Here is a 17346-nt window from a genome sequence, read left to right on the forward strand (position 1 = left end):
TTATGAGAATCCTCGTTACTGGTAGTAATGGCCAAGTGGGTAACTGCATTGTTCAGCAATTGAGTCTGATGCCAAACGTTGAATTTCTTGCGGTTGATCGCTTACAACTAGATATTACCGATGGTGCAGCTGTCACCAAGCTGGTCAATGAATTTAAGCCAGATGCTATCATCAACGCTGCTGCTTATACCACTGTAGATAAGGCCGAACAAGAAGTTGAGCTTTCTTATGCTATCAATCGTGATGGTCCGCAATTGCTAGCCCAAGCGGCTGATGCAATCGGGGCGTCAATATTGCATATCTCCACTGATTATGTATTTTCGGGTAATAAAGAGGACGAATACTTAGAAACGGATGCTACTGAACCGCAAGGTGTGTATGGTAAAAGTAAACTGGCGGGTGAATTAGCCGTTGCTGCTGCTTGCCAGAGGCATATTATATTGCGTACCGCTTGGGTATTTTGCGAAACAGGCAATAACTTTGTTAAAACCATGCTGCGTTTAGCGCAAAACCGTGATGAGTTAGGTGTCGTGTGCGATCAATTCGGTGGGCCTACGTATGCTGGTGATATTGCCAATGCCTTAATCGTTATGGCAAAAGCAATTAATAAGGGGAATCAATCATTTGGCATTTATCACTATTCAGGCTTACCCCATGTGAACTGGCATAAATTTGCTTGTGAGATTTTCAACCAAGCCAAGACACAAGGTATACTCAATAAGGAGATGCGTATTAACGCGCTCACAAGCGAACAGTATCCAACACCAGCCAAGCGTCCTGTAAACTCCAAATTGGGTTGCAATAAGATCCAGCTTTACTTTGGTATTCAATCAAGCGATTGGCGAGCTGCATTAATAAGAATTAAAGAGTATTTATAGATGAAGGTAATTGATACATTAATTCCTGATGTAAAGCTCATTGAGCCATCAGTTTTCGGTGATGAGCGCGGTTTTTTTATGGAAACTTGGAACCAGAAAAATTTTGAAGAGCTTGTTACAGGAAAAGAAACAAAGTTTGTACAGGATAATCACTCTAAGTCAAAAAAAGGGATTCTACGAGGTTTACATTATCAGACTGAAAATGTCCAAGGAAAATTAGTGAGAGTTATCTCTGGTGAGGTATTCGATGTTGCAGTAGATATTCGTGATGGGTCGGCAACATATGGTCAATGGGTAGGAGAATACCTTTCTGCTGAAAATAAGCGGCAACTATGGATACCAGAAGGCTTTGCACATGGATTTTATGTTACAAGTAATGAAGCAGAATTTTTTTATAAATGTACAAATTATTACAATCCAGAATCCGAAATTACATTAAAATGGAATGATCCAGAATTAAATATTAGATGGCCTCTACTTTCTCCTCCCTTATTATCTGTCAAAGACAGTAATGGTGTTGGTTTTAATGATATATAAAATAAAAGATTTAACATTAAATCTATTTATTAGATTTAAGGAGAAACGAAATAAGGTGTTTTTTCCATTAAGTGTATCAGTGAATAAGTTTACAAAATTTGAAGGTTCAAATCACATAAAAAAAAATACAAATTTAAAAGATTCATCAGTAGGCTTTGCGACTTATATTGGTAAAAATTGTAATTTGTATCGAGCTAAAATAGGTCGATTTTGTTCTATAGCAAATGATGTTTCAATTATTATTTCAGACCATCCTACGAATATTGTCTCTACTCATCCATGTTTTCATAAAGGAAATCATCCTGTAATGAGACAAATTGGTCTTTCTATGAATCTAAATTATAGTCATTCTGACAGTGGTAGAGTTGATGGCTATAATATAAAAATAGGTTCTGATGTTTGGATTGGTGAGTCTGTTAAAATTATGAAAAATATAGTTATAGGAGATGGGGCAATAATTGGAACTGGAGCTATTATAACGAAGGATGTTCCCCCATATTCTATTTGTGTTGGAGTTCCAGCAAAAGTAATTAAGTATAGATTCAATGCCGAAGTCATTAATTTCTTGATTAGTAATCAGTGGTGGAATAAAAGTAAAAAAGAAATAATGGATGTGCAAAGTCTATTTTTAGATGTTGATAAATATATTGAACATGAACAGAAAGTTATAGAAAAGCACATTCATGAAAAATATTAATTGGAATGGTTCCTTACCACTTGCTATATTGTCTTTCGGTAATATTATTTGCTCTTTTTTATTGCAAGTTTTGATGTTATCTATTGTCGGTGTTTCAGGAAATACTGATATATTTATATTTATTAGCACTATTCCATTGTTAATTTCATCTGTAATCTCTGGGTTGTTAAATAATGTTTTGCTACCATATTTTTCTACAAATAGAGCAGATTTAAGTGAAGTTATTTGGGAGGTGTTAAAGATAGTTGTTTTTTATTCATTTATTTTATCTTTTTCAACTTATGTAGCACTCACTCTCGTATTTAGAATTCCATATTTTAATAATTATTTTACCTCGAATGATTTAATTAATGAGATCTTGCTTTTTCAAGTTTTAGCAATGTTCCTTTCAATTGTTTACTCCGTTATTTGGTCTTATACTAATTCTATGGGGTATCATTTTAAATCAGAGTTTATACCATTCTTAATTAGTTTTGGCTCAATTCCTTTGGCATATTATATTCTGCCAATATTTGGTGTTGTGTCAATTGCATATTTGTTGGCTTTTAAGTATTTTTTATCAATTGTATTTCAAGTTATATATATTGAATATAAAGTATTTGACTGTAGACTAGATCTAAATTTGGTAAAGTTATTATGGAAAAAAATAAAACCTATACTTTTTTCTTCAATGTATTATAAGTCAGATTTGTTAGTAGAGAGGTTCTTGTTGATGAATGCACCTGTAGGTTCATTATCAATTCTTAATCTTTCCCAGCAACTTATTAACGCAGGGATACAAGTGGTAACCAAGTCATACAATACGCCAATTGTCAAGAATATTGCAACTATTTATATTGCCAACAATAACCTTTATAAGAAATCATTTAATAAGTCTATATTATTAATCTCGATTGTATTAATCACATTAATTGTAGTTTTGTATTGTTTCCCAGAAATTTTTTATTATTTTTTTTACTTCAGTGATAAACTCAGAGCTGTTCATAACGATATATGGTTTTTTACTTTTTTACTGTCTGGAGTTTTAATTTCTAATTGTATTGCTTCATTAGTAAACTCTTCATTTTATATATCTGGTGATACAACTACACCATCGAAGATTTCTTCTCTTATATTTACTTTATTCTTACCCATTAAGATAATAATATATCAAATATATGGAATAGAGGCGATGATTTTTAGTACAAGTTTTTATTGCTTAGTTAACTTAGCTTTTTTAATTTATTATCATAATAAAATGGTGTTAGATAAATGCTCTCTGACGTAAGAATACAGGTCATAATTTTAACGTATAAACAACGCTATGATTTATTAAGCAGAGTTATATTATCTCTGATTAACGAATCATTAATAAACGATATTCTTGTAGTTGATAATGGCTGTGATTACGACTTAATCAACGAAGTTTATATTTCTAATCTACCTAGTTCAGTTAGAGTACTTAAAATAAACAATCCAGTTGGAACATCAAAAGCTTTTGTGCAAGCATTTGATATGGCAAATAAACACTCTACTCATATATTAATATTAGACGATGACAATGTTTTAGAAGGGAGTTTAGATTCTGTTAAACAATTTTTGGATGAAAAAAGTATAATTAACTTACTTCGTAGCGAAAGAGAACCCTATAGTAGCTCTTATATGCTAGGTAAAAATATAAAATTTTTGAATAACTCTTTTTATGGTTTTTCATTATTTAATTATATTTCAAATTTTTTTTATAAAAAAATGATATTTTTTCATACTCGCGCAACTAGTACGAGCGTTGATTTTGTTGAATCTGATATGTTACCTTTTGGAGGAACAATTTTCCCTATTTCGCTGCTGAATAATATTTCTCTTAATAAAAATTTTATTTTATATCATGATGATATCGATTTTTTCTACAGGTCAAAAGGAATTGGTTACAAATTGCGGATAACCTCTCTGTGTAAAACAGTTGATATAGATAATTCGTGGCACAATAAAAACATGAATTTATTAGATTCACTTAGGCTTAGTCCTGAAAATGTTTATTATGCTATTAGAAATAAAGTTTTTTTTGAATATAGACACTCGTCTTTTAAAATATATTTTTATTTAAATATGTTTATTTGGCGGTTTATTTTTTTTGTCAAGAATATAAAAAAAGCAGGTAGCTTTGAATATTCGTTGTTGAATAAAGCAATAAGTGATGGGTTACAGGGCAAACTAGGTGTTTTTGAGAAATGAGAGTAATACATTATGTACATAGTTTCGGCGGATATAGTGGTGCAACTAAGCAAGCAATTAGTTTATCCATAGAGCTTGATAAAATGGGTTGTAAGCAAATCTTTATTTCCGAATCTGTTGGTCGAGAACGAAAAAAAAATGAAAGTAATGAATGTATTTTTTTAAATGGTACTATATTAGGTATTATTAAATTTATTTATCAATTGATAATATTTAGACCTGATCTAGTACATTTTCATGGAGCTTCGTTTAAGTATTTATTATTTTCTTCAATTTTCTCAAAAGTCTATTGGAAAACAACATTAAATGGTGATGATGATTTTGATTCATTAATTCATAATAGTACTGGTTTGAAATCTATTATAAAACGGAAGTTGTTGAGTCTTATTGATTTGAATAACTCATTAACTTTTCAAAATTATATAATTAACTCTAAATATTTAGCAAAGGAAAAAATTGTCACAATCCCAAATGGCGTCTTTTTTTCAGATAATATAAATTACGAAAAGGAAAAAGTAATCCTTGTCATTGCCACAATTATACCAAGAAAGAGAGTATTAGAGTCAATTTCTTTCTATAAGAAAAACTTTGAGAATAAAGGTTACAAACTATATATTATCGGTCCATATAATGACAGTTTTTTAGATGGTTATAATTCAGATTATGCTAGAGTGTGTCTATCATATAAAAGTGGCAATATAATTTTTACTGGTAAATTGGAATCGTGTCAAGTACAAGCCTATTTACAAAAAGCATCACATCTAATTTTATTTTCATTGCAAGAAGGTATGCCTAACGTTGTTTTAGAGGCTTTATCATTTGGTGTAATACCTATCGTTACTTCTATGGGGGGGGTTTCAGAGGAAATGTTAAGTCCTCCCTTAGTTGGTATAATAATAGAAGATAAAGATCTTCATAATGTTTTTGAACTACCAGAGTCAAACTTATTGACCTTTAATAATTGCCGAAACCATATTTATAAAAATTTTTCTATTGAAAAAATTGCTATTCGAACATACGAAGCATATTCTAAGGTGGTTTTAAGAGATGAGTCTTAAAATAAGTAAAAACTCACTTCTTGGTTTCCTATTTTGTAGCTGTTTTTTCTATACATCGCAAATTATGCTTAGTCCAGTTTATTTTGGATTTTCTATTGTAATTGTCATCTTAATTTTTAATTTTTTTATTGTCGATGAACTTGTAGTAGATTTGAACTTTATTTTCGGATCTTTAGGTTTATTGTATGCATTACTTATTTTTTATAAGGTAACTGATTTTGGTACTTATGTTAATTTCATAATGTGTATGTTCTTGTTAATTACTTATAGCGTATTATTTAAAAACACAATTTTTATTAATAAACGCGTAGTTTTATTTTTCACATTTTTATTATTGTCTCTATATTTTTTTGAGAGTTTTTACAGGATAAGTAATCCAATTATAACTGAAAAAATGCTTTCTAATCCTGATGAATCTTTGTTATTTTATAAGTATAAATTTAATAGCATAATGTTCATAGATTCAAATTTTGTAGCGTTATCATTGATATCTTTCATAGTAACTGTCGATATTTTGTTTGAAAAAAGTAAAATGAAGACTTATTTGTTTTCAATGTTATTTATTTTGCTTGTTTTAACTTTTTCTAGGGCTGCATTAATTTCTGTAGTTCTTTATTTTTTCTTGAAACATACTAATTTAAACACTAAATTTATTTTTTCTATTATCATAGGTTTAACTTTGCTATATATTATTCCAATAATAGTAAATGATGGGAGTTACTTAAGTAAAATAAAAATTCTTAACGTTTTCTATCAATATTTATTGCGTATTGATACCTTTACTTTTTTATTTGGCTCTGGTGTTGGGACTTCAGCTGATGTTTTGGGTATAGGCTCTCATAATTTATTTGTATTGCTAGTGGTTGAATTCGGTTTTATTTCGTTGTTAGGTTTTTTTTCTTTTGTTATATTTAATATTTACCATACATCATGTAAGTCATTTCCTTATTGGTGTTCAATATTTGTTTGCGGTTTCTCCCTTGGAAGTATTTATGTTTTTATTTTCTTACCTGCTTTATTGTTAACTAGTAAATATAGAAGTGTTTGTAATGAAGAATGAAGCCTTAGTTTCTGTTTTGATTCCTGTGTACAATGTTGGCCTCTATGTCGCGGAGGCTATACAAAGCATTTTAAATCAATCCTATAAAAATATTGAGATTATTGTTGTAGATGATTTCTCTACTGATAATACATTTGAAATCGTTAGCGAGTTATCAAATTTAGATAAAAGAATATTCATTTTCAGAAATGAAAAAAACATAAAAATATCTAAAACTTTGAATAAAGCCTTTTCACTTTCCCATGGTGATTTCATATTAAGAATGGATGGCGATGACATATCATCACAAGATAGAATCGACGTTAAATTAAATTTCTTAAATGAAAATCCTCATATAGATATTGTGGGTTGTAGTACAAATACAATAAGTCATGATGGTTTATTCTTATCTGGAAATAAACAAATAGATAATGAGTGCTATTTAGATGAGTTGTTACCTTTTACTACGCCTTTAAAACATATTTGGTTAGCTCGAAGGAAAGTTTATGAGGTTTTGAACGGTTACAGGGATATCTCTGGAGTGGAAGATTATGATTTTCTTTTGAGAGCTAAGTTTCATGGTTTTAGGTTTACTAACATTTCTGATTACTATGGTTATGATGTGCGTATAGGTCGAGGCGGATCGACTATTTCTACTTTTGGTTATAAACAACTAATTCTAAGAAAATTAGTATATCATGATTATCTGTCATCATATGATGGATTAATAATGTATAAAAATATTAAAATAAATGGATTATTTAATAAATTGTACTCATTTTCTTCAAAGAAACTTTCTCTTGCTATTTATTATAGGGCAAGAAAAAAACATCTGAATGTTTTTTTAAATATCGTTTTATGTCTAGTTTCACCTCATATGATATCTTATCTGTACGAAAGATGCTATATTCGTTACTTTTATTGGAAGAACAATATATGAAAATTGCTTTGATTATTCCATCGTTGAAGAAGTTTGGCCCTATTGTTTTTACTGATTATTTAGTTCAGTCTTTGATTAATAAGATTGATTCTGTTGAGGTATTCTATTTTTCTTCGCATAACGAAGATGATGTTTTGGTCGATTTCCAATGTAAAGTTACTAAGCTGAGTTTTTTTAAAAAATACGATTTTAAATGTTTTGATATTATTCATTCAACAATGTTTTTACCTGATTTTTATGTTTTTATTCATGGGTTAAATAAAAGTAACAATTGCGTTTCATCTATGCATAATTACATTGATGTAGATTTGAAAATGTTACACCCCTTCTATAAGTCTAATATAATTATAAAATTGTGGTATTTGGCTTTAAATAGTTTTAATAATTTTATTGTATCTTCAGAATCAATGTTTGATTATTATTCAGAAAAGCTCCCATCATCTTCGAATTTAAAGTTGATTAACTATGGTATTCCACAGGCTATTGTTTCTGAGCGTAATATTCAAGAGTTTGATTTTTTAACTGAAATTAAAAGTAGATATACCATCGTAGGTTCATGTGGCTTATTAATAAAAAGAAAAGGTTTTCATCAGTTAGTCGAACTTCTTAAATTTAATAGTGATATTGTAGTAGTGATTATAGGTTCAGGGCCAGAACGATCAAGTTTAATTTCATTGGCGAATAAGTTGGGTGTATTAAACAGGCTTCATTTGTTAGGTTTTAAAAGTAACTATATAGATTATTATAAATATTTTGATATTTTTGTGATGTGCTCTTATTCTGAAGGTTTTGGTTTAGCTATGCTTGAAGCTCTTTCACTTAAGATACCTTTGGTTTGTTCTGAACTTGAAATTTATAAAAATGTTTTCCCTTCTGATGAAGTTTGTTTTTTTGAACCTGATAATATTCAATCACTAGTTAATTCTATAAGTTTGACTATGTCAAACATCCAATATTTTTCGGAGTCTTCATATCGACTCTATAGTAATGCTTTTACATTGGATGTGATGGGTAATAGTCATCGTGATTTTTATATTTCAATTTTATAACATTAATTGGTTATTTATGCGTTTAAAAGTTAATTTTCATGACCTCAAAAATGTAGCTGTTATTATGAGTGTTTACAAATCTGACGACCCTTTTGCCCTTGAATTAGCTGTGGGCAGTATTTTGGAACAGGATTACCCTTGTGATCTTTATATATATCTTGATGGAGTTCTGACTGAAGATTTATATTTAATTCTTAATAAGTTTTCTTCTGACTATAGTGTAACTATTATAAGTTCTTCAATTAATAATGGTTTAGCATTTTCTCTTAATGTTTTAATCGATACTGTTGTTTCTAAAGGTTATGATTTTATAGCAAGGATGGATAGTGACGATATTTCTAGGCATGATCGATTATCGAAACAGGTCGATTTTTTAGTAGCTAATCCTGATATTTCTGTATGTGGGACTTTTTGCTCTGAATTTGGTTCTTCTTATTCGCTTTCTGAAAAGAAATTACCTGTAGAGCATGATGATTTGCTGAAATTTAGTATTGCAAGATGTCCTTTCATTCATCCTACAGTTATGTTTAAGAATTCATTATTTGAATTAGGTTACAGATATCCTCTAAATACGCATTTAACTGAGGATATGGCTTTTTGGTTTTTACTTCTTCATCGTGGCTTTAAATTTGCAAATGTTGGTCAGGTTTTACTGGATTATAGACTTAATGAAAATACTATTGAAAGAAGAAGAGGACTAAGTAAATCTGTAAATGAGACTAAATTACGATTTTATTATATGTTCGTTCTTAAACAAATGACCATTCTTAATTTTTTTTATATTTCCTCTCGTTTTTTCTTCCATTTGCTTCCTCCATCATTTGTGAAATTTCTTTACAGACGTTTCCGTTAAATCTCTGAAAAGGTATAATAATGAAAATTGCAATAGCTGGTACAGGTTACGTTGGTTTATCAAATGCTATGTTGCTAGCGCAATACAATGAAGTCGTTGCTATTGATATAGTTATTGAAAAAATTGAAATGCTAAATAATTTCAAATCTCCAATTGTCGATGCTGATATATCTGATTTTCTATCTAATAAGAAGTTAAATTTTACAGCTACTCTTGATAAAAACGTGGCTTTTAAAGATGCCGATTATGTGATTATAGCTACGCCTACTGATTACGATGTTGAATCTAATTATTTCGATACATCTTCTGTAGAAGCTGTTATCAACGATGTCATTGCGATCAACCCTCATGCTGTTATGGTAATAAAGTCTACTGTTCCTGTAGGTTTTACTTCGGATATTAAAGATGTATTATGTTGTGATAATTTAATATTTTCCCCTGAGTTTTTACGGGAAGGTCGTGCTTTGTATGATAACTTGTACCCGTCGCGAATTATTGTTGGTGAGCGCAGTAAACGTGCTGAAGTCTTTGCTAATTTACTAGTGCAAGGTGCTATCAAAAAAGATATTCAGGTATTATTTACCGATTCGACTGAAGCTGAAGCAGTAAAATTATTCTCGAATACTTATTTAGCGATGCGAGTAGCCTATTTTAATGAGCTAGATACTTATGCTGAAACACATGGCTTAGATTCTAAGCAGATTATTGAAGGTGTATGTTTAGATCCACGTATAGGTGATCATTACAATAACCCATCTTTTGGTTACGGTGGCTATTGTTTACCTAAAGATACAAAACAATTACGGGCCAATTATGCTAATGTACCAAATAGTATTATTGGTGCAATTGTTGAGTCTAACAGTACTCGTAAAGATTTTATTGCCGATTCAATAATTAAGCGCAAACCTCAAAGGGTTGGGATCTATCGTTTGATTATGAAAACTGGCTCTGATAATTTCAGAGCCTCAAGTATTCAAGGGATCATGAAACGGATTAAGGCAAAAGGTATAGAGGTTGTTGTTTATGAGCCAGTGCTTGATGATGATGAGTTTTTCCATTCTAAAGTGATTCGTAGCTTAGAAGAGTTTAAATCATCTTGTGATGTCATAGTGTGTAATCGTATGGTAGATGAAATACATGATGTAAGCTCTAAAGTTTATACACGTGATCTGTTTGGTTCTGATTAAACTTTTAATTATTTTTTTGAGATTGGTCTATGAAATATTTAGTCACAGGTGCAGCTGGCTTTATCGGTAGTGCTGTTATTGAGAAGTTGATTTTTTTAGGGTATGATGTTATTGGTGTTGATAATATTAATGATTATTATGATGTTAATTTAAAGCGTGCTCGCCTAAAGCGTATTGAACATTCGAGTTTTCGCTTGATTGAGCTCGATATTGCAGACCGAGATTCTGTAAAAAATCTATTTGAAAATGAGCAATTTGATCGAGTAATTCATTTGGCTGCACAAGCAGGTGTTAGATATTCGATTGATAATCCTCACGCCTATGCCGATTCAAACTTGGTAGGGCATTTGAACATTTTAGAAGGTTGTCGTCATACTAAGGTGAAGCATCTTGTGTATGCTTCTTCTAGCTCTGTTTATGGCTTGAATGCTAAAACGCCATTTTCGACCACTGACAGTGTGGCTCATCCCGTTTCGCTTTATGCTGCGACGAAAAAATCTAATGAACTGATGGCACATAGTTATTCTCATTTGTATGGCATTCCCACCACTGGTCTTCGTTTCTTTACTGTATATGGCAGTTGGGGACGTCCAGATATGGCACCGTTTATCTTCACTAAAAAGATTTTAGATGGTGAAACAATCGATATTAACAACAATGGAGATATGTGGCGTGATTTTACCCATGTTGACGACATTGTTGAAGGCGTGGTTCGTATTGCTAATGTTATACCTAGCAGAAATAAATCTTGGACTGTTGAAACTGGTTCACCTGCTTCTAGTTCTGCGCCCTACGCAATTTACAATATTGGACATGGTTCACCGATTAATTTGATGGGTTTTGTTAAAGCTATTGAAGATGAATTGGGCATTGAAGCTATAAAAAACTTCAGAGAGATGCAGCCTGGTGATGTGTATCAAACCTATGCAGAGGTTAGCGATTTATTTGAAGCAACTGGTTACAAGCCGAAAGTTGGCGTTAAAGAAGGTGTGGCCGAATTCGTTAAATGGTACCGTGAGTTTTATAACAAATAGTCAAGCCTATTTGCACAGGTTGATTTTTATCTTACTAATTAGTAGTAGATTTCGTTGTATGAGACAGTAATGATAAAGTTTTTTCCCTAGCTGTCTCATTTCTAAAATAAGTAACTTATAGCTATCTTTTTTAATGATTAAATCCCTTTTCTTCACATTACGCTTTCAATTCATGCCTTGCTCACATTCTTATTAGCATAAGTCTCATCTGATGGTGTTAGTGGTGTTTGTTGAATGTCTTGATATGGGCTGGGCCGCTTTATTGATGAGGTCACTTAGTACTTCAGCAATTTTATTTATACTGCATAATTATTGAGTAGTTTTATGTCAGCAAACATCGCTGTTTTATTTGTTTTTTTTGTTTCTTTTATCAGTTTGTTTGTTTTTCGCAAGATCGCTAAAAAAATAGGGCTGGTTGATAAGCCTAATGAGCGTAAGCATCATACAGGGCAGATCCCTTTAGTGGGTGGTATCTCGGTTTTTTTTACCATTATGCTAACATTGCTTTTGGCTCCTGAACTATTGCTGGCACCTCAGTTATTTTTGGGCTGTGCCTTTATTCTTGTTGTCATAGGTGTGATTGACGACCGTTATGACATTAGTTTCAAGTTTCGTCTTGTCGTACAAGCTGTTATTTCTCTATTGATGATAGTGATTGGCGAACGTAGTTTACATAATTTGGGCTATTTGATGGGCAGTGATGCCTTACATTTACCAGAATCCGTCAGCATATTGTTAACGGTTTTTGCCGTTATCGGCGCAATCAATGCCTTTAATATGGTAGATGGTATAGATGGTTTATTGGGTGGTTTAGCATCCGTAACCTTCGGTGGCTTGGGGATCTTGTTTTATCTACATGGTATGCATAGTTTTGCCACTTTTTGTGCACTGCTTGTGGCTGCAATGCTGCCTTACATCATGCTAAATTTAGGTTTTCCATTTGGTAAACGTTTTAAAGTGTTTATGGGTGATGCGGGGAGTATTTTTATAGGATTTACTGTCATTTGGTTATTGATTGTGGCCAGTCAAGGTGAACGAGCGACGGCTATCCGCCCTGTTACCGCACTTTGGTTAATTGCTTTACCTCTGATGGATATGGTGTGCATTATGATCCGCCGTATTCGCAAAGGACAATCGCCGTTTAAGCCAGACCGAGAGCATTTACATCATATTTGTCAACGCTTGGGTTTGTCCTCTCATATTTCTTTATTAGTCATTTGTACTGCTGCAGGCGCTATGTCTGCAATTGGTATTTGGTCTGAGCTTGCTAAAGTGAATGAAAACATTATGTTTTTTGCATTTTTAGCTACTTTTACTTTGTATTTTATTGTTATGAATAATATATGGCGCATTACTGCATTTTTACGTAGAGACTTTAAATTTACTAAGTCTATTTAATGACTTAAATAGAACAGTACATTTTCTGTTCCTTTATGGCTTATCAGTTTTATCTGTTACTGCTATAATCGCGTGTCATTTTTTTGAAATAAAATGTTATTAGAGTCATTTTTATGATGATGTATTTGGCTTAAGGAAGAGATTATGGAATACCTCATACCGCTTTTTACTGTGTTTTGCTTAACTTGTGTTGCGATTAAAGTGTTTAACCCCATTGCTCAACGGGTTGGCTTAGTTGATTTGCCGAATGAGCGTAAGTTACATGTTGGTGCAATCCCCTTGATTGGTGGCATTTCTATCTATTGTAGTGTGTTACTTGTTTCTAGCATGGTGATAGAGCAGAGCCAAGTTTTTAACCTATATTTGATTTCTGCTGCGCTAATCCTCTTTCTGGGTGTCCTTGACGATAAATATGATCTTTCGGTACGGGTGAGAATGGCTGCACAGGTCATTACTGCATCCATATTGATTTTTGGTGCGGGATTATATTTAACATCATTTGGTCATATCCTGCATTTTTTTGAGCTTAAATTAGGCTATGTCGGTGTTGTTATTACTATTTTAGCCGTAATTGGTGCTATTAATGCTTTTAACATGGTTGATGGTATCGATGGCTTAGCGGGTATGCTGAGTTTAGTGACCTTTTCATCTTTAGCTTTTTTGTTTTACTGGGCTGGAAATAGCTGGTTTATGCTACCTTTGCTGTTTATTGGGGCAATCAGTGGCTACTTACTTTTCAATTTAAGGTGGCCGTTTCCTTCTTTCGACAAAATCTTTATGGGTGATGCCGGCAGTATGTTAATCGGCTTGACTGTAGTTTGGATGTTGGTGATTGGTACTCAACCTCAGACTAGTGTATTTAGCCCAGTGACCGCATTATATTTAATCGCTATTCCTTTGATGGATATGACCGCCATTATGTATCGGCGAGTAAAAAAAGGTATGTCCCCTTTTAAGCCCGATAGAGATCATTTGCACCATATTTTCGAACGGGCTGGCTATAATCGTAAGCAGACATTGATCCGTATTTCATTAGCGTCTTTATTGCTTGCTGCTATTGGTGTAGCAGCTGAGATTGCGCATGTTCCTGAATCGATTATGTTTGTTACTTTTTTAGCTATTTTTGCAGCGTACAATTGGGCTCTATCTAACGTATGGCAATTATTGACTTGGATCCGTAAATAATAGCTCTTATAAATAGTTAGTTTCAAAATGCCAATTCATTTGAATTGGCATTTTGCTTTTTAACATTCGTTGAAGGATTTTTTATGTCTAGGAAGTATTTTGGTACTGACGGTGTGCGTGGCAAGGTCGGTGAGTTTCCAATTACACCTGATTTTGCGATGAAGTTAGGTTGGGCTGCGGGTACTGTGCTTGCGTCCACGGGCACTAAAGAAGTACTAATTGGTAAAGACACTCGTAGTAGTGGTTATATGCTTGAGTCGGCAATGGAAGCTGGTTTTTCTGCTGCGGGCGTGAATGTTGCGCTTATTGGCCCTATGCCCACACCCGCGGTGGCGTATTTAGCCTCTACATTTCGTGCTGATGCAGGGGTAGTAATTAGCGCATCGCACAATCCATTTTATGATAATGGCATTAAGTTCTTTTCTAATTCCGGCACTAAGTTAAATGATGCCCAAGAACTTGAAATAGAAGCCTTGTTAGAAAAGGCGCTGAACCAGAATGCAATGCAGTGTGTTGCTTCTGAGAAGCTAGGTAAAGTGCGCCGTATCGATGATGCTGCCGGTCGTTATATTGAGTTCTGTAAAGGCACATTCCCAAATCATTTGTCTTTAGCGGGATTGAAGATCGTGATTGATAGCGCTCATGGCGCCGCATATCATATCGCCCCCAATGTTTACCGTGAACTTGGTGCTGAAGTGATTAGCATCAATGACAAACCTAACGGCGTGAATATTAATGATCACTGTGGGGCGACGCATTTAGACAGTTTGCAAACAGCGGTTATGGTACATGAAGCTGATTTAGGTATTGCGCTTGATGGTGATGCTGACCGTGTCATGTTTGTCGATCACAATGGCCATGTGGTTGATGGTGATGAGATTTTATTCATCCTTGTTCATGCTGCCCACAGCAAAGGAGAAATGACAGGTGGCGTGGTTGGTACCTTAATGTCAAACCTAGGTTTAGAGCTGGCGCTTAAGCAGATGGATATCCCTTTTGTTCGCGCTAAAGTGGGCGACCGCTATGTGGTTGAACAACTTAAGCACACTGGCTGGCAATTGGGTGGTGAGGGGTCAGGACATATACTGAGCTTGCAGCATGCTTCAACGGGTGACGGCATTGTTGCATCCTTACAAGTACTTAAAGCTGTTTTAGAGTCCCAAAAGAGTTTGTCTGAGATTAAAGCGGGCATGACTAAACTTCCTCAAGTGTTAATTAATGTGCGTTTAGCCACAGCTGATGCTGATAGCATTTTAGCGACAACTAGTGTTCAGCAAGCTGTGATTAAAGCCGAAGGGATCTTAGGTTACCGAGGGCGAGTGCTGTTGCGTAAATCGGGTACAGAGCCGCTTATTCGGGTCATGGTCGAATCTACCGATAATATAATGACGCAGACTCAAGCAGAATATATTGCGGAAGCGGTCCGAGCAGCTTAAACCTTAGGGCTATTAAAGCTAACGGTTATACGTGTTCATTCAGGTACTGATATGCTGAATTTTTAAGCCAGAAAGTTGTATACTTTCTGGCTTTTTGTTTTCTGCTCTTTGCTTACGAATTAGCCGAATACTCATTACAGCTGACGTTGACGCTGGTTTATCGGTTTAGCTTTGGGCTGCATGTGCTTTTAATATGCGGATAAATTTATTTAGGTTTTTTACAGCCATCTTGCTGATAGTGATGACTAACTTGCCAAGCTATTTAGAACTATGAAAAACTGATCCTGTTAATCGTGCTTAATGCTCTTTCTGAGAAGTACTTACCTCTATATAGCAATGATTAGCCAGTACAAGGATGTAATTCTGATTATGTTTTTTTACTTTTAATGAAAGGCTAAGTGGGTGGGATTTATGATAGTGGAGACACTAATGAGCAGAGCAATCTTGGGGTCGAACAATGAACTTGTGCTTTACTAGAGGAAGTTAGTGCCCACTTATTTGCTTGATGGTTAACAGGCCGTAATGGTGACGCTAAGTAATCGACTTGGTGCTGTCGCTGCTAACTTTATATCTTCGCCTGATTTAATGATAAGCATGTCATAGGGCATGATCTTGATGAACTTGCCATTGTGCTCCCATGTCATTATATCTAAGCAGCAGAGTAGTTGGATGATAGTTGTGTCAGCTTCAGTCTTGTGGTGCTCTTTTTTATTGTTGTTTGTGATAGCAGCATGTTCTTCTATAAATATGCTATCAAAGTTAAGCCTTTGAGTATCTGCTTTAAATACGCCTCGTTTAGTCATCACATTGAAATCAATAACATCACTACCCAATAGTTGGCTTGTTATTGAGATTTCGCCTGCAAAGCAGAATGCACTGTCTATAGCCGTGAGTTGTTTATACTCAGTTGTATCTGTGTCTCCCTGTATCCTTTCATCTGCACCAAGGTCATTTATCTGTTTTGCCCCTTCATGGCTATCGATGCTGAGTTGAATACCATCACCTTCTAGGATAACTAGTTGTCTGTCTATGCCATTAAATAATGAAAAGGGTCCGTTACTGCTAATGCTTGCTATGCTGATCCGATAATCGAATTCAGTAAGTTCGGCATTGATGGGGGAAATAAGTAGCTGTTTTGTGCTCCCACCGCCATTTTTCCATGGCGTTGATGGGCAATCTTGATAGCGGATCAGTTGCGCTTGTTTATCTAAAGTCATTTCTTCGTCTTTGTATTTTCCGCAGTGGCTTAATAACAATGTCGTTCGCTCATCCTTGAGCCTTATATTGCTTCCGTGATTGAGCTGAGTTTATTTGATCTTTAGAGGGTTACTGCACGATTTTATAATCGCATAGCGATGCCTCTCTTCAAACAAACATTCTGCTATTATTTCTTTTTCAACACATAATTAGCAGCTAGATCGCCAGTAATTCTTTGGCCTTCAGTATCTAACATGATCAGCTGATTTTCACCGACCAGATATTGTGTGCCATCTTCTAAGGTGATTTTTTGGCCTTTCTTATCCCACGCCGCTTTACCCATCAGTTTTAAAATCTTCTCATCTTTGCCCAAATAAACCGTTTCTTGAACAAAGCTATTATCAGATTGTAATGTGATCAGGGTTTGAATACCTTCGCAACTGGCGCATGGCAACACACCTTCATAGCTGCCTGCCCAATCGAGTGAATTTTGGCTGGTATCGCCGACAGGGACGGTTTTAGCGGCTTCTGTTTGAACTTGGGTCGTATCGACTGCTGTGTCTTCTTTTGGGGCTTCAGAGCAAGCCGTGGTAAATAAGGCCAGAAGTGCGATGCAACATAGTGATTTGTTCATAGTGGCTCCAATA

General features: G+C 34.0%; 17 protein-coding genes. 15 read left to right on the plus strand and 2 right to left on the minus strand.

Annotation, left to right across the window (positions count from 1 at the left end; all coding sequences use genetic code 11):
- Positions 1–2: 2 nt before the first annotated feature.
- The 15 genes from rfbD (at position 3) to glmM (ending at position 15502) form a co-directional block, all read left to right on the plus strand.
- A complete protein-coding gene (gene rfbD / locus Q4Q54_RS19590; protein ID WP_311989324.1) occupies positions 3–878 on the plus strand; it encodes a dTDP-4-dehydrorhamnose reductase in 876 nt (291 codons plus the stop codon).
- Positions 879–1415 carry a dTDP-4-dehydrorhamnose 3,5-epimerase gene (gene rfbC / locus Q4Q54_RS19595; RefSeq protein ID WP_311989325.1) on the plus strand — a complete coding sequence of 179 codons (537 nt, stop codon included), beginning with the start codon at positions 879–881 and terminating at the stop codon, positions 1413–1415.
- Between the two features lie 79 nt (positions 1416–1494).
- A complete protein-coding gene (locus Q4Q54_RS19600; protein WP_311989326.1) occupies positions 1495–2112 on the plus strand; it encodes a CatB-related O-acetyltransferase in 618 nt (205 codons plus the stop codon).
- Entirely contained in the window at positions 2099–3379 is a 1281-nt protein-coding gene (locus Q4Q54_RS19605) for a hypothetical protein (protein WP_311989327.1), read from the plus strand. Before Q4Q54_RS19600 ends, Q4Q54_RS19605 begins: the two co-directional genes overlap by 14 nt.
- Positions 3364–4323 carry a glycosyltransferase gene (locus Q4Q54_RS19610; protein ID WP_311989328.1) on the plus strand — a complete coding sequence of 320 codons (960 nt, stop codon included), beginning with the start codon at positions 3364–3366 and terminating at the stop codon, positions 4321–4323. Before Q4Q54_RS19605 ends, Q4Q54_RS19610 begins: the two co-directional genes overlap by 16 nt.
- The gene (locus tag Q4Q54_RS19615; protein ID WP_311989329.1) at positions 4320–5381 is read left to right on the plus strand and encodes a glycosyltransferase family 4 protein; all 1062 of its coding nucleotides are present in this window, start codon (positions 4320–4322) and stop codon (positions 5379–5381) included. Before Q4Q54_RS19610 ends, Q4Q54_RS19615 begins: the two co-directional genes overlap by 4 nt.
- Positions 5371–6441: a hypothetical protein gene (locus Q4Q54_RS19620; RefSeq protein WP_311989331.1), complete on the plus strand. Its 1071-nt coding sequence runs from the start codon at positions 5371–5373 to the stop codon at positions 6439–6441. Before Q4Q54_RS19615 ends, Q4Q54_RS19620 begins: the two co-directional genes overlap by 11 nt.
- Positions 6431–7360, plus strand: coding sequence for a glycosyltransferase family 2 protein (locus Q4Q54_RS19625; protein ID WP_311989332.1), 930 nt, complete (start codon positions 6431–6433; stop codon positions 7358–7360). The genes Q4Q54_RS19620 and Q4Q54_RS19625 overlap by 11 nt, the downstream gene beginning before the upstream one ends.
- Positions 7357–8409: a glycosyltransferase family 4 protein gene (locus Q4Q54_RS19630; protein ID WP_311989333.1), complete on the plus strand. Its 1053-nt coding sequence runs from the start codon at positions 7357–7359 to the stop codon at positions 8407–8409. Before Q4Q54_RS19625 ends, Q4Q54_RS19630 begins: the two co-directional genes overlap by 4 nt.
- A gap of 16 nt (positions 8410–8425) precedes the next feature.
- Positions 8426–9262: a glycosyltransferase gene (locus Q4Q54_RS19635; protein ID WP_311989334.1), complete on the plus strand. Its 837-nt coding sequence runs from the start codon at positions 8426–8428 to the stop codon at positions 9260–9262.
- 20 nt (positions 9263–9282) lie between these two features.
- Entirely contained in the window at positions 9283–10449 is a 1167-nt protein-coding gene (locus tag Q4Q54_RS19640; protein WP_311989335.1) for a nucleotide sugar dehydrogenase, read from the plus strand.
- Positions 10450–10478: 29 nt separating this feature from the next.
- Positions 10479–11483 (plus strand): NAD-dependent epimerase, encoded by a 1005-nt coding sequence (locus tag Q4Q54_RS19645; RefSeq protein ID WP_311989336.1) that lies wholly within the window; start codon positions 10479–10481, stop codon positions 11481–11483.
- 324 nt (positions 11484–11807) lie between these two features.
- On the plus strand, positions 11808–12881 hold the full coding sequence (gene wecA, locus Q4Q54_RS19650) for a UDP-N-acetylglucosamine--undecaprenyl-phosphate N-acetylglucosaminephosphotransferase (RefSeq protein WP_311989337.1): 1074 nt from the start codon (positions 11808–11810) through the stop codon (positions 12879–12881).
- A gap of 144 nt (positions 12882–13025) precedes the next feature.
- Positions 13026–14066: a UDP-N-acetylglucosamine--undecaprenyl-phosphate N-acetylglucosaminephosphotransferase gene (wecA, locus tag Q4Q54_RS19655; RefSeq protein ID WP_311989338.1), complete on the plus strand. Its 1041-nt coding sequence runs from the start codon at positions 13026–13028 to the stop codon at positions 14064–14066.
- 83 nt (positions 14067–14149) lie between these two features.
- Positions 14150–15502, plus strand: a complete 1353-nt coding sequence (gene glmM, locus Q4Q54_RS19660; RefSeq protein ID WP_311989339.1) for a phosphoglucosamine mutase — start codon at positions 14150–14152, stop codon at positions 15500–15502.
- 509 nt (positions 15503–16011) lie between these two features.
- Here glmM and Q4Q54_RS19665 read toward each other — a convergent pair.
- Both Q4Q54_RS19665 and Q4Q54_RS19670 read right to left on the minus strand, forming a co-directional pair.
- Positions 16012–16719, minus strand: coding sequence for a HutD family protein (locus Q4Q54_RS19665; protein WP_311989340.1), 708 nt, complete (start codon positions 16717–16719; stop codon positions 16012–16014).
- Between the two features lie 167 nt (positions 16720–16886).
- Positions 16887–17333: a copper resistance protein NlpE gene (locus Q4Q54_RS19670; protein WP_311989341.1), complete on the minus strand. Its 447-nt coding sequence runs from the start codon at positions 17331–17333 to the stop codon at positions 16887–16889.
- Positions 17334–17346: the final 13 nt, after the last annotated feature.

The organism is Shewanella sp. SP2S2-4 (genome assembly GCF_031932025.1).
GTDB classification, from domain to species: Bacteria; Pseudomonadota; Gammaproteobacteria; order Enterobacterales; family Shewanellaceae; genus Shewanella; species Shewanella baltica.

Coding starts and splice junctions, on each gene's coding strand:
- rfbD (WP_311989324.1), top strand. CDS start 3: ATGAGAATCCTCGTTACTGGTAGTAATGGCCAAGTGGGTAACTGCATT.
- rfbC (WP_311989325.1), top strand. CDS start 879: ATGAAGGTAATTGATACATTAATTCCTGATGTAAAGCTCATTGAGCCA.
- Q4Q54_RS19605 (WP_311989327.1), top strand. CDS start 2,099: ATGAAAAATATTAATTGGAATGGTTCCTTACCACTTGCTATATTGTCT.
- Q4Q54_RS19610 (WP_311989328.1), top strand. CDS start 3,364: ATGCTCTCTGACGTAAGAATACAGGTCATAATTTTAACGTATAAACAA.
- Q4Q54_RS19615 (WP_311989329.1), top strand. CDS start 4,320: ATGAGAGTAATACATTATGTACATAGTTTCGGCGGATATAGTGGTGCA.
- Q4Q54_RS19620 (WP_311989331.1), top strand. CDS start 5,371: ATGAGTCTTAAAATAAGTAAAAACTCACTTCTTGGTTTCCTATTTTGT.
- Q4Q54_RS19625 (WP_311989332.1), top strand. CDS start 6,431: ATGAAGAATGAAGCCTTAGTTTCTGTTTTGATTCCTGTGTACAATGTT.
- Q4Q54_RS19630 (WP_311989333.1), top strand. CDS start 7,357: ATGAAAATTGCTTTGATTATTCCATCGTTGAAGAAGTTTGGCCCTATT.
- Q4Q54_RS19635 (WP_311989334.1), top strand. CDS start 8,426: ATGCGTTTAAAAGTTAATTTTCATGACCTCAAAAATGTAGCTGTTATT.
- Q4Q54_RS19640 (WP_311989335.1), top strand. CDS start 9,283: ATGAAAATTGCAATAGCTGGTACAGGTTACGTTGGTTTATCAAATGCT.
- Q4Q54_RS19645 (WP_311989336.1), top strand. CDS start 10,479: ATGAAATATTTAGTCACAGGTGCAGCTGGCTTTATCGGTAGTGCTGTT.
- wecA (WP_311989337.1), top strand. CDS start 11,808: ATGTCAGCAAACATCGCTGTTTTATTTGTTTTTTTTGTTTCTTTTATC.
- wecA (WP_311989338.1), top strand. CDS start 13,026: ATGGAATACCTCATACCGCTTTTTACTGTGTTTTGCTTAACTTGTGTT.
- glmM (WP_311989339.1), top strand. CDS start 14,150: ATGTCTAGGAAGTATTTTGGTACTGACGGTGTGCGTGGCAAGGTCGGT.
- Q4Q54_RS19665 (WP_311989340.1), bottom strand. CDS start 16,719: ATGACTTTAGATAAACAAGCGCAACTGATCCGCTATCAAGATTGCCCA.
- Q4Q54_RS19670 (WP_311989341.1), bottom strand. CDS start 17,333: ATGAACAAATCACTATGTTGCATCGCACTTCTGGCCTTATTTACCACG.